A 12168-nucleotide genomic window follows, 5' to 3' on the forward strand; every position below is an offset into this window, starting at 1 on the left:
TTACGAGGAAAACGCCCATGGTTGCCTTCGACACCTTCGCGCTTGCGATCATCACCGTCGCCGTCATCCGCGAAGCCTATCTCCGTCTGCGCCCGATGATGCGCTCTGCCGAAGCAGAGCGCGGCTAAGCTAGCCTTTCACCAGAACCGCGAGATCGGCCACATTCGTGCCGGTCGCCCCCGTCATCAGCAGCGCATCCGCCGCCTGCAGGACGTGATAGCTGTCATTGCGGGCGAGCGCCGCATCGCAATCGACGCCAGCCGCCCGCGCCGCCGCGCAGGTCCCCGGCCCCACCAGACCGCCCGCCGCATCCGTCGGCCCATCGCGGCCATCGGTACCGCCCGACAGGAAGCGCCAATCACCCTCGAGACCCGCCGCCTCCGCGGCACAAGCCACCCGCAGCGCGAGTTCCTGATTGCGACCGCCCAGCCCGTCACCCTTGATCGTCACGGTGGTCTCCCCGCCCATGACCAAAGCGCCTGAGGGCATATCGCGCAGCAGAGCCACGATCTGCGGCGCGAGATCGGCCACGTCCCCGTCGAGCGCGAAGGGCGCGGCCTCGGCCCCTGCCGCGACCATCGCCGCGACCGACAGCCCGTTCGCCCCGATCAGACGGTTACGGGCAGCGGGCAGAGCGGGCTCCGGGCCGGAGGCTTCCAGATGCGCCCGCACAGGCGCGGGCAAAGCGTCCCAGATCCCGAGATCACGGCACAGCTGCGCTGCCTCGGCCCGCGTGCCGATCGGCTCGACAGTGGGCCCCGAGGCGATGACGCGCAGATCATCGCCCGGCACATCTGAAAGGATCAGCCCCGTCACGGGGGCCGCGCAAGCCAACAGCCAGCCGCCGCCCTTGAGCTGGGACAGTTGCTGGCGGATCAGGTTCATCTGCGTGATATCGGCCCCGCAACCGAGGAGAAGTCGGCTGACCTCGGCTTTGTCCGACAGGCTCAGCCCCTCTGCTGGTGCGACCGCGAGCGCGGAGCCGCCACCGGAAATCAGCGCCAGAACGCGATCCTCCGGGCCACAGGCTTGCAGGCACTCCAGGATCGCGCGCCCGGCCCGTTCACTGCCCTCCCCCGGCACAGGGTGATCGCCCGCGATCAGCGTGACACCCGCACGAGGCGCGGCCGCTTCGGCATTCTCGGGATTGGTCACGACGAGCGCTTGCGCATCTTCGGGCAAAGCCTCCAGCGCCGCAGCACTCATCGCCAGCGCCGCCTTGCCGAGCGCGACCACCTGCCAGCGCCCGCCCGGCCCCGGCGGGTTGTCCATCGCCCATCCCATCGCGCGGGACACACCCCCCGCCGGATCGGCCGCCTTCACTCCGATATCGAACAGCTCGCGTGCGCGTGCATCCAGATCCATGCCCTCTCCCTTCGCTTTTGCCCAACTATGCCCGGGGGGCGCCGGGGTGCAAGTGCGCCAGGCGAAGGCAGTCCTCGCGGTGGCGCAGAAACGAAAAGACGCCCGCGGGGAGCGCGGGCGTCGAAACACGATCAGGCGGAAGGGCCCTGTCGGTTTAAGTGAGCGGGAGCCGAGGCCCCCGCCCGGGGAGGGTCTTAGCCACCTTGGCTTTCGATATAGGCGAGCACCGCCTTGACGTCTTCGGGGTCCTTCAGGCCGGCGAAGGACATCCGGTTCTTCGGAATGTAGCCCTTCGGGTCGGCGAGATATTCCTCGACCGTCTGTTCGGTCCAGATCAGACCGTCTTCACCGTGCTGCTTCATCGCGCTCGAGTATTTGAACCCATCAGCCGTCCCGGCCTGACGACCGATCAGGTTGTTGAGCACCGGGCCGACGCGGTTCTTCGCATCTTCGCCGACTTGGTGGCAGGCCTTGCACTTCTTGAAGACCTTCTCGCCAGCCTCGACCAGCGCCGGATCGGCAGAGAGCGTCTCCTTCGGCTCGGAGGTGGTTTTCTCCACCTGCGCCGCCGCCGGAGCGTCCTGCGCCATCGCCTCGGCCGCGTCGCTCTGGGTAGCGTCGCCTGCGACGACGACGTCGGCCGGAGCGCTATCGTCCGCAGCCGCCGTATCTTCGCCGCCGCCCTGGTTGGGCGTCACGTCGAGCACGGTGGCTTTCTTGGTGATGTGCACGTCGGTCTTACAGTCGCTCATGCAAGCGGCTTCCGAAAACTTCGGCACTTCGACCTCGTCGCGGTTGTCCACGATGAACCCGTCCGCGTTCGGCATCTCCACGTCGAGGAAGTTATCCTTCGTGAGGACGAAATCGTCTTCCACGAGGTAGTTCGAGTAGAGAATGTAGGCGACGATGGCATAGGTCTCGTCGACGGTCAGCGTCTGCGCGTTGCCGAACGGCATCGAGCGGTGCGCATAGTCCCAGACGGTGGACAGGTAGGGCCAGTAGGAACCGACGGTTTTCACCGGATCCTTGTTGGCCAGCGTCCCTTCGCCCCCGGCCAGTTTCGGCCAGTTGTCGACGCCCTCGGCGAAGTCGCCATGGCAGACCGCGCAGTTGTCGGCGAAGATCTTTTCACCGTCGGCGACCGAACCCGAGCCTTCGGGAAGGTTCTTGCCATCGGGGAAGACCTCGACGGTCCAGGCGTTGATTTCCTCGGGCAGCGCTTCGCGTCCCAGACCGAATTTCTCGGCCAGGGCGGGCGTCGCGACGAGCGGAGCGGCCAGAAGCGTGGCCAGCAGCAGATTACGACGACACTTCGACATTCTCGGACTCCCCGTTTTCCTTGACCCACCAGGTCTGGATACCGTTGTTGTGATAGACCGAATTCTCCCCGCGGATCGCGCGCAGCGCGTCCTTGGTCGGCTGAACGTAGCCGGTGGAATCGGTAGCGCGGGACTGCAGGAGCATTTCCGAACCGTCCCAGTCGATCTCGAGATAGAAGCGCGAGACCGCCTTGTCGGCGCCCGGCTCGGCCAGACGGGCCTCTTGCCAGTTCGCGCCGCCGTCGAGCGAAACGTCGACCTTGGTGATGTGACCGCGACCCGACCAGGCCATGCCGGTGATGACCAGCGGACCCTTGCCGTGCTTGATCGGCATCTGCGGGCTGGGCGAGGTGACGACCGATTTGGCGTCCATGACCCAGGTCCACTTGCGCGACGTTCCGTCGGCGAGCGTGTCGGTGTATTTCGAGGTTTCTTCGCGCGACTGCACGGCCTCGTCGGTGACTTCGAGACGACGCAGCCACTTCACCCACATGTTGCCTTCGAAACCCGGTACCACGAGGCGCACCGGATAACCGTGCTCCTTGCGCAGCGCCTCGCCATTCGCCTTGATGGCTACGAGACAGTCGTCGAGCGCTTTCTCCAGCGGGATCGAGCGGCCGTTCGAGGACGCGTCGGCGCCTTCGGCATAGACCCACTTGTCCTTGATCTGGTCGCCGAGATTGGTGATCCCCGCTTCTTCGAGCAGCGTCCGCAGCGGGATGCCCGAATATTGCATGTTGTGGATCATGCCCTGGGTGAACTGCGCGCCGTTGAGCTGGGCACCGGCCCATTCCATGCCGGAGTTCGCGGCGCATTCGAGGAAGTAGGTGCGGTTCACACGCGGGAAACGCTCCAGATCCTCGTAGGTGAATACCAGCGGCTTGTCGACGAGGCCGTTGATCATCAGGCGGTAGTCTTCCTTCTTCAGTTCGATCGCGCCCGAATGGTGACGCTCGAAGGCGCAGCCGGTGGGGGTGATCGTGCCGTCGAGGGCGTGGATCGGCGTAAAGTTGATCGACGAGATCACGTCCGCGGTCAGCCAGCCGACATTGCGGCGGATGACGTCATCTTCGAATTCGATCGGCAGGCCGTAGGGGGTGGCATCGACGCCGTCGCCCCAGCCCGAAGCCCAAGGCTGAACTTCGGTGATCAACGGATCGGGTTGCTGTTCTGCGCGCGCGGCACCAGCCCCTGCGGCCATCGCACCGACCGCAGCCCCTGCGCGGAGGAATCCGCGGCGGCTGAGGGCGGCATTGGTGGCCGGGTTGCCCTGGCGTTCCTTGTCGTCCATGTGTTTTCCTCCAGTCTCTAACCCCCTGCGGGGCGTAATCATCGACGGGCGGGACCGGCTCAGATGCCGGTCACGACCACCGAGTCATTCGGTTTCAAGTCAACGGTTTTGATCTTGCGCAGGTGATCGGCGATCACGTCCCAGATCTGCGGCCCTTCGGTACCTTCGTTGACCGAGGCCCAGCCCGTCACGACATAGTTGCGTGCCGGGTCGATATCGGAGCCGTCCTTCAGCAGCGTCATATTGGAAATCCGCTCGCCGATCGGCTTCGAAACGTCGATGTGGTAGCCCATGCCACCCACTCGAACCATGTCCCCGCCCTGCTGGTAGTAGGGGTCGGAGTTGAAGATGTTGTCGGCCACGTCCTCGAGGATGGTCTTGATCATCTCGCCCGACATTTCGGAGCGATAGTTCTCGCCATAGGTCATCGAAGTGGCGTTGAGCACGTCTTCCATGGTGATTTTCTGCCCGGGGATCAGCGACGGTCCCCAGCGCACGCCCGGGCTCATCGCGATCTCGGCGTCACGCTCTTCGAGCATCGCCTCGCAGATCAGGTCGTCCCAGGTGCCGTTGAAGTTGCCGCGGCGATAGAGCAGCGAGTTGGTCTCGCCCACGACTTCCTCGAGTTCGGCCTTGTAGGGCTCGCGATGGCCCATGATGACGTCGGTCATCTCCTTGTCGGGCTCGATCACGTCGGAGAAGATCGGGATCAGCTTGTGGCGGAAGCCCATCATCTTGCCGTCGCGCACGTCGAGATCGACGCGGGAGACGAATTTGCCGTTCGAGCCCGAGGCGATCAGGATCGTCTCGCCTACGAGGATCGGCTCCGGAACGGCGTCATGGGTGTGACCGGTGAGGATCACGTCGATGCCCTTCACGCGGCTCGCCATCTTGTGGTCCACGTCGAAGCCGTTATGCGACAGGCAGACGACCAGATCGACGCCCTTCGCACGAACCTCGTCGACCATCGCCTGCATACGCTCTTCGCGGATGCCGAAGGAGTAGTCGGGGAACATCCAGCCGGGGTTCGCGATCGGCATGTAGGGGAAGGCCTGACCGATGACCGCGATCTGCGTGCCGTTGCGCTCGAAGATCTTGTAGGGTTCGTAAGCGGGTTCGTCCCATTCGGCGTCGAAGATATTCGCACCGAGGAAGGGGAAGGGAAGGCCGTCGACGATCTCGTTCACCCGGTCCTGGCCATAGGTCCATTCCCAGTGCGAGGTCATCGCTTCGACGCCGAGCTTGTTCATGATGTCGACCATGTTCTGGCCCTTGGTCTTCAGCGCGACCATCGAACCGTGCCAGGTGTCGCCGCCATCGAGGATCAGCGCGTCGGGGCGTTCGGCCTTGATCGCCTTCACGACGGTCGCCACACGGTCCATCCCACCCATCTTGCCGTAGCTCTTGGCGAGATCGGTGAAGTTCTCGTAGGTCAGCGCATATGCGTCGGGGGTATTCGGCTCGATGTTGAACATCTTGAGGAAATCCGCGCCGGTGACGTGCGGCGGACGTCCCTTCGCCTCACCCACGCCGAGGTTGATTTCCGGCTCGCGGAAATAGATCGGCATCGCTTGCGCGTGGATGTCGGTGATGTGGATCAGCGTGACATTGCCCAGCGGCTCGAACTGCAGGAGCTGGTCTTGGGTAATCGACTGCTGCGCCATGGCGCGCGACCAGCGCGACAGGCCCGAAGCACCGAGGATGGTCGAGGCGGCCAAGCTCGCCTGAAGAAATTCCCGCCGGGATATCATGCGATGTGTCTCCTTCTTCTCACCGGGCCAGTGCGCCCGGCGGTCGTTTCATTCGGGTAAATAGACAAACGAATTCAGACAGATATGAAATTTTGAATATGTTGAAACGAAACGCGCGGGACAGGGAGGCCCTGCCCCGCGCATCAATTCACAGGTCAGGGACGGACGCCGCCACCCTCGATGTCGAGACCCAGGCCGCGCGAAGCGACGTAGAGCTCGAGATTACGGAACTCGTCCGAACCGGGGCTGTAGGTTTCCGCGCGCGTGTCGCGGATGCAGCCCTTGAAGCGGTTGTGGATCGACACGACGCCCGCGTTCTTCAGACGGTAGGTCGGGAAGCCCTGGATCTGGCCCTGGCTAAGATGGTCAGCGCGGATGTAGTTGCCGTAGTTCTCTTCGTGGCACGACGCGCAGGAAAGCTCGAGCTGGCCATAGCGGGTGTAGTACATCTCCTTGCCCTTCTCCCAGAAAGGCTTGGCCTCGCCGTCGATCTTGACCGCGACCGGCATTCCACGCGACTCGACCGCGATCGCGGTGGTCATGTTGTGCATCGGAGCGCTGTCCCAACCCCAGGCTTCGGCGCCCATGCGGTTGGTGCGGCAATCGTTGATGTAATCCTCGACCGACCACAGCTTGCCGGCTTCGTTCACCTTAGGCATCGAGGCGCGCACGCCCTTCATGCCTTCGCTGATGTCGCCGTGGCAATCCGCGCAGGATTTGCCCTCGGAGCCGTCGGCGGTCGACCAGGTTTCCTGGCCCTGCTCGGCAAAGATCATGATCGGGTTGTCGAAGTCGTCCTGTTCCATCGCGCGGGTCTCGTCCGTGCGGAAGAGCCAGCCGGAATAGACCTCGTCGAGATGCCCTTTGAGGTGATCGGCGGCGGGCGCCTTCACCGTGATCGGGGTGTCGCCGTTGATGACGAGCTCGTCATCCGCCATTTCGGCGTGCAGCGCCGCGGTGCTGAGCGCGAAGGCTGCAGTGGCGGCAAGGATGGTGCGGCTGGTGCGCAACGTCATATTCTGTGTCCTCCCTGGGTGTGCCCCGCGCCCATCGATCTCCCCAAACAGGCGCGGTTCTCTGTTCTTGGTGAGGCGGCGCGCTCCCTCACGCGCCGCTGGCCGTTCGGCCGATCAGCTCACGTCGATCTTCTGGCTGTCTTCGTAGGTCGAACCGTCATCATCGTACCAGGTGAACTTGAACTCACCCGATTCCGGGACTTTCGCCTCGAATTCGATGTAGGGATTCGTCGAGATCGCCGGCTCGAGGGTGACGTCGATGACGTTCTCGCCGTTGAAGTCGCAGGTGAAGCGATTGATGATCTCGCGCGGGATGACGTTGCCGTCCTTGTCCTTGCGCTGACCCGATTCCATCGGGTGCGAGATCAGAGTCTTGATGGTGATCGTGTCACCGGCCGAAGCTTTTTTCGGCACTTTTACGCGGGGTCTCACGCCTTTCATGGTCTTGTCTCCTCAGATACCGAAAAAATTAGCCGCCGCAGCCGCCGATGGTGACCTTCACGGTCGATTTCGCCTGGACGTAGCTGCCGTCGGCCATCTTGGCGACAGCGATGACGTCCTGGGTCTTCGAGAGGCGAATCCGGGTCGAGGCCATCTGCGAGCCGGCCAGCGGACCGAACTTGAAGGTCACGACGTCGGGCGTCGGGTTGCCGGGCGCAAAGACCGCGATCTCGGTTGCGCCGGGCGCATCGACGGAGATCGGAACGGTATTCCCGTTCTCGGCGATTTCCGGCGCGGTCAGGGTGACGCCGTCACCCATTGCGGCATCTGCGCCGCCGGTGAACTTGGCGATGGCGTCAGCACCGGCATCGGCCAGCGCGGGCAGCGGCAGCATGGAAGCGGCAACGCCGCCCATCGCCAGCGCCAGCGCGTCACGTCTGGTCATGGTCATGTTGTATCTTCTCCTCTCGGGTTTGTCGTTCAGAGGGTCACTCGTCCTTGAGGGTCATCAAGAAAGCGACCACATCCTCAACCTGTTGTGCATTCAAGATCGGCGGCAGATCGGCAGGCGCAGCCTTGCCGGTATACCCGTCGCCGGGGCGAATGAAGGGACCGGTTTTGTACATCGCCGGCATTACCGTGCCTTCGAAGGTGTGCTTGGCGTCGACGACGATGCCGCGCAGCTGCGACTCGTCCCAACGGTCGCCCGCGCCGTTCAGCTCCGGGCCGACATTACCTTGGAACGACGCGTCGAGCGCCGAGACCTTATGGCAGGCCACGCAGTTGCCCAGCGACTTGGTCGCCGCGACTTCTGCGCCCTTTGCGGGATCGCCCGGCTGACCGGTCAGCGACTCGGTCACCGCGCCCACATCGGTGAATTTGACATCCATCGGCGCGGTTTCTGCGATCGCGGCGCTGGCTGCGAAGGTGGCGGCCATTGCGGCCCACGCAACGTGGCGTTTCATAGAAGTCCTCCCAAATTCTCTCCCTGACTCACTTTTAAGCGAGCGCGTCACAGCGGCGCAATGGATAAATTCAAAAATCCGCATATTTTCCAATATGTTCTACGGAACATATCGGCGCATACCGCAGCATACCCAAGATTTCTTAAGCGAAATCAGAAACATTCGCGGGCGCAGCACGAATGCTGCGCCCGCGAGCAAGAGATCACGACTCTGTCAGATTCGCGAAACTCGCGATCACTTCGCCATAACTTTGTCGGCAACGTACTTCTGAAAATTCACGCCACTCTCGTAGCCGTGAGTCTTTACCCACTCGAGCAAGGCCATCGTCGTACCCTTGCCGAAAGCGCCCGGCATCTGTGCAACGGCCTGCTTGTTGGCGGGCTGATCGGAGGCCTCTTCGGGGAAGAACATCATGGTCGGCGTGAACATCACGCCCCACTTCATCGCCATCTCTTTTTCGGGCAGAGCCTCGCCGTCGAAATCGGTCACTTCGACATCTCCGAAGAGGTTCATCTGCACGACATAGTAGTTGTCGGTGATGTATTGCGCGATTTCGGGATCGGAGAAGACTTCCTCGTGCATCTTCTTGCAGTAGAGGCAGCCGCGCTGCTCCCAGATGACCATGAAGCGCTTGCCCTCGTCATTGGCCGTCGCGAGATCGTCCGACATGTCCTTGAACGTGTCGTGGAACCACGGCTCCTTGTGCAGCCCGTCATCGCCCATCTCGGCGGCGTGACCCGGCAGGGCCAGCATCGCCGCGGTGAAAGCGGCAGTCAGAAAATGACGCATGATCGTCCTCCCTTGAAACAGATCCTCAGCCAAGACTCCCGCTCGGCATGACGTCGATCAGAAACTCACCAATGTAGCGCAGCCCCCCGGTCACGATGAGAACCGCGAACAGGATCAGCATAACCCCCATCGCCTTCTCGACATAGCCGAGCTTGGCGCGGTGCTTTGCCATGAGCGCGAGGAAGGGCCGCGTGAAGAAGGCCGCGATGATGAAGGGCAAGGTCATCCCGATCCCGTAGGCAAAAAGCAGCAGCCCGCCCTTCGATATATCCCCCATCCCCGACGCCACCATAAGGATGGCGGCGAGCGCCGGGCCCACACAGGGCGTCCAGCCGAAGCCGAAGGCGAGCCCCATCACATAGGCGCCAAGGAAGGTCGTGGGATCGGTTTTCGCCTCCATTCGCGCCTCGCGATAGAGGAATGGGATCCGGATCACGCCGAGGAAATGCAGACCGAAGACGAGAAGGATCGCGGCTGCCACCCAGCTCAGCGGTCCCATCCATTCGCGGAACGCGGCCCCGAGCGCAGTGGCTCCCATCCCCATCAGCACGAAGATCGTGGTCACGCCCAACGCGAAAGCGACCGAAGAGGCGACCATCCGCGCCTGCGCACCGGGGGCGATCTTGCCGTCACCGCGCAGCTCCGACATCGACAGCCCGGCCATGTAGGACAGGTAGAACGGCACCATCGGCAAGATGCACGGCGTCAGAAAAGACAGCAGGCCGGCAAAAAACGCCCCGCCATAGGTAATATCGATCGGCACTGTTTCCTCCCTCGTGACGCGCCCTAGCCTATATGGCCTCGGTCTCCCAACCGTCCTTGAAGGGGCCCGTCAAACACATTACGATCTTTATATGTAAAAAGGGGTCCGTCAATGTTCCGCATTGTTTGGCATACGATTTCCATGGCTGCGGCGCTGGCGATTTCGCTGAGCGCGACGGGCCACGCCTCATGGGCCGACGCCGCGGGGGCCGACGCCACGTCGCAATCCGCCGAGACGACGACCGATGTCGGCTCCGCGACCGAAGAAGCCAAGGCCGAGAGCGAGTTTCGCCTCCTGATGGTCGAGCAGGTCGGCTGCGTCTATTGCCGCATGTGGAACAACGACCTCGCGCCGATCTACCCCAAGACCCCCGAGGGCAAGACCGCGCCCCTGCAGCGGGTCGATCTGCACAAGCCCTTCCCTGACGACATCACGATCACCGGGGGCAAACCGCTCTTCACACCGACCTTCATCCTGCTGCAGGACGGGGTCGAAGTCGCCCGCATCGAAGGCTATGCGAGCGAGGACTTCTTCTGGGGGCTGCTGGATCAGGCCCTGAAAAAGAATGGCGCGGACTATCAGCCCCCCTCAAACTGAGGTTTGATGTGCGTGCTTTTGGCCCGCCCCGTGCGGGTTTTTGTTCTCTCGGGCTTTGTTCCGGCGAATCGTCATGCTAAAGCCTGAAACATTCGATTAATACGGTCGCGCTGCGCGCGGCTCCAAGGAAGGACGATGCGGTGCGGCATCTGGTGCCTGACGGTCATGCCGAAAAGCTTGCCTCTGCCACGGCCGAGTCGAGATGTGCCCGCATGGATGCAGAAGAGCTACTCGATCGCGCACAAGACGCCTCCAACCTCATGAAGGCGCTCGCCCATGAGGGACGGCTGATGATCCTGTGCCATCTCAGTTCGGGCGAGAAATCGGTGACCGAGCTGGAAAACCTGCTGGAATCGCGCCAGGCCGCGGTCAGCCAGCAATTGGCGCGGCTGCGTCTCGAGGGACTCGTCAGCGCGCGCCGCGAAGGCAAGGCGATCTACTACACGCTCTCGGACCCGCGCGCGCGCCGCCTTGTCGAAACGATTTACGATATGTTCTGCGCCACCGACGGAACGCGGTGAGCCATGAGACCGGACGCTGAGTGATCCGGGGGGGAGAAGGGCAATGGAACAGATTCCGATGGGCGCCATGGCGGCCTTGGTCGGGGCGCTCGGCGGTGTGATTCTCGGCCTCGCCGCGCGCCTGGGCGATTTCTGCACCCTCGGCGCACTGGAAAGCGCCGCCTATGGCGATGACCAGAGGCGCCTGCGCCTTTGGGGCGTGGTGCTGGGTGTCGCGATCTCCGGCGCCTTCCTAGCCGAGGCTCTGGGTTATGCCGACATCACCCACAGCTTCTATCAAACGATCAAGTGGTCGCCCTTGGCCTCGATCGTGGGCGGGCTGGTCTTCGGCTACGGCATGGCGCTCGCCGGAAATTGCGGTTTCGGGGCGCTGGTGCGTTTCGGCGGCGGCGACCTGCGCGCGATGGTGATCGTCGTCGTGATGGGGATTTTCGCCTTCGTGACGCTGTCCGGCCCCCTCGCGCATCTGCGCCTGCTGATCTTCGACCAGCAGGCCGCCACCTCCCCTCAAGGCATCGCGCATTGGCTCTCGGCGCGGACCGGGCTGCCGCCGCTGACCTTCGCCCTGCCCGTCGCCGCAGGCTTCCTCGCATGGGCGCTGAACTATCAGCCGCTGCGCGCAGACAAACGCAGGCTCGCCTGGGGCGTGGCTGCGGGCCTTGCCGTGGTCTGGTGCTTCGTCGGCACCTCCTACCTCTTCAGAGAGAGCATGGGCGCGACCGGCGTCGAGGCCCCCTCCTTCACCGCCCCGCTTGGGCGCACGATCCTGTATTTCATGACCTCCACCGCGGGAGGGCTCACCTTCTCCGTCGGGCTCGTCGCGGGCGTTCTCGGCGGGGCCTTCCTCGGCTCGGCCATTCGCGGCCTCTTCAAATGGGAAGCCTGCGAAGATCCGCGCGAACTGGGCCGTCAGGTCAGCGGCGCCGCCCTGATGGGCATCGGCGGCACGATCGCCGTCGGATGCTCCATCGGCCAGGGGGTAAGCGCGATGGCCGTGCTCGCCTTCTCCGCGCCCGTCACGCTGGCCTCCATCGTGATCGGCGGGTTGATCGGCCTGCGCCAGTTGATCCACGGCTTCCAGCCCGAATAGGCCGGAGCCGCACGTCCCCCTCCCGTTTTTGGCTTGGCCGAAATATCCCGGGGGTGAGGCGCGGACGCGTCGAGGGGGCAGCGCCCCCTCTCCCCGCGAAGTCTTGCCGCACAACGCTTGCGAATCTGATCCGGGTTTCCTATATCGCCCCTCGAGAGGTTGGCGCGGGCGAGCGCCTCGCCAACCCGGTCAGGTCCGGAAGGAAGCAGCCGCAACGAGCCCCGCTTGGGTCGCTGTCCAGCCTCTCACCCCCTCCTTCT

At 63.7% G+C, this 12168-nt stretch carries 13 protein-coding genes and 1 other RNA gene; 4 read left to right on the plus strand and 10 right to left on the minus strand.

All coding sequences use genetic code 11. The features are described 5' to 3' along the window. Positions 1-129 precede the first annotated feature (129 nt). From B6V72_RS14245 to B6V72_RS14290, 10 genes are all read right to left on the minus strand, one after another. Positions 130-1365, minus strand: coding sequence for a DUF4147 domain-containing protein (locus B6V72_RS14245; protein ID WP_088735853.1), 1236 nt, complete (start codon positions 1363-1365; stop codon positions 130-132). A 194-nt stretch (positions 1366-1559) separates the two neighbouring features. After that, the gene (locus B6V72_RS14250; protein ID WP_075775679.1) at positions 1560-2684 is read right to left on the minus strand and encodes a c-type cytochrome; all 1125 of its coding nucleotides are present in this window, start codon (positions 2682-2684) and stop codon (positions 1560-1562) included. Further along, complete coding sequence (soxC, locus tag B6V72_RS14255; RefSeq protein WP_075775680.1) at positions 2665-3975, minus strand: sulfite dehydrogenase; 1311 nt, start codon at positions 3973-3975, stop codon at positions 2665-2667. Before soxC ends, B6V72_RS14250 begins: the two co-directional genes overlap by 20 nt. Before the next feature lie 59 nt (positions 3976-4034). After that, positions 4035-5726: a thiosulfohydrolase SoxB gene (gene soxB, locus B6V72_RS14260; protein WP_088720165.1), complete on the minus strand. Its 1692-nt coding sequence runs from the start codon at positions 5724-5726 to the stop codon at positions 4035-4037. Positions 5727-5881: 155 nt separating this feature from the next. Beyond that, positions 5882-6742 carry a sulfur oxidation c-type cytochrome SoxA gene (gene soxA / locus B6V72_RS14265; RefSeq protein WP_088720164.1) on the minus strand — a complete coding sequence of 287 codons (861 nt, stop codon included), beginning with the start codon at positions 6740-6742 and terminating at the stop codon, positions 5882-5884. Positions 6743-6856: 114 nt separating this feature from the next. Continuing rightward, complete coding sequence (gene soxZ / locus B6V72_RS14270) at positions 6857-7183, minus strand: thiosulfate oxidation carrier complex protein SoxZ (protein ID WP_088735854.1); 327 nt, start codon at positions 7181-7183, stop codon at positions 6857-6859. Positions 7184-7211: 28 nt separating this feature from the next. Next, complete coding sequence (gene soxY, locus B6V72_RS14275) at positions 7212-7634, minus strand: thiosulfate oxidation carrier protein SoxY (RefSeq protein ID WP_075775684.1); 423 nt, start codon at positions 7632-7634, stop codon at positions 7212-7214. Positions 7635-7671: 37 nt separating this feature from the next. Further along, entirely contained in the window at positions 7672-8148 is a 477-nt protein-coding gene (soxX, locus tag B6V72_RS14280; protein WP_075775685.1) for a sulfur oxidation c-type cytochrome SoxX, read from the minus strand. Between the two features lie 234 nt (positions 8149-8382). After that, a complete protein-coding gene (locus tag B6V72_RS14285) occupies positions 8383-8937 on the minus strand; it encodes a thioredoxin family protein (protein ID WP_075775686.1) in 555 nt (184 codons plus the stop codon). A 25-nt stretch (positions 8938-8962) separates the two neighbouring features. After that, entirely contained in the window at positions 8963-9700 is a 738-nt protein-coding gene (locus tag B6V72_RS14290) for a cytochrome c biogenesis protein CcdA (RefSeq protein WP_233243118.1), read from the minus strand. Between the two features lie 111 nt (positions 9701-9811). Between B6V72_RS14290 and B6V72_RS19395 the strand changes: the two genes are divergently transcribed. The 4 genes from B6V72_RS19395 to ffs all read left to right on the plus strand — a co-directional run bounded on the left by B6V72_RS19395 (position 9812) and on the right by ffs (position 12158). Beyond that, on the plus strand, positions 9812-10297 hold the full coding sequence (locus B6V72_RS19395; RefSeq protein WP_233243116.1) for a hypothetical protein: 486 nt from the start codon (positions 9812-9814) through the stop codon (positions 10295-10297). A gap of 212 nt (positions 10298-10509) precedes the next feature. After that, positions 10510-10818, plus strand: coding sequence for a metalloregulator ArsR/SmtB family transcription factor (locus B6V72_RS14300; RefSeq protein WP_075775687.1), 309 nt, complete (start codon positions 10510-10512; stop codon positions 10816-10818). 43 nt (positions 10819-10861) lie between these two features. Continuing rightward, entirely contained in the window at positions 10862-11908 is a 1047-nt protein-coding gene (locus B6V72_RS14305; RefSeq protein ID WP_088735855.1) for a YeeE/YedE family protein, read from the plus strand. Between the two features lie 153 nt (positions 11909-12061). Beyond that, an RNA gene (ffs, locus tag B6V72_RS14310) (signal recognition particle sRNA small type) lies at positions 12062-12158 on the plus strand. Positions 12159-12168: the final 10 nt, after the last annotated feature.

The sequence above is a fragment of the Thioclava sp. F34-6 genome (assembly GCF_002213235.1).
GTDB lineage: Bacteria > Pseudomonadota > Alphaproteobacteria > Rhodobacterales > Rhodobacteraceae > Thioclava > Thioclava nitratireducens.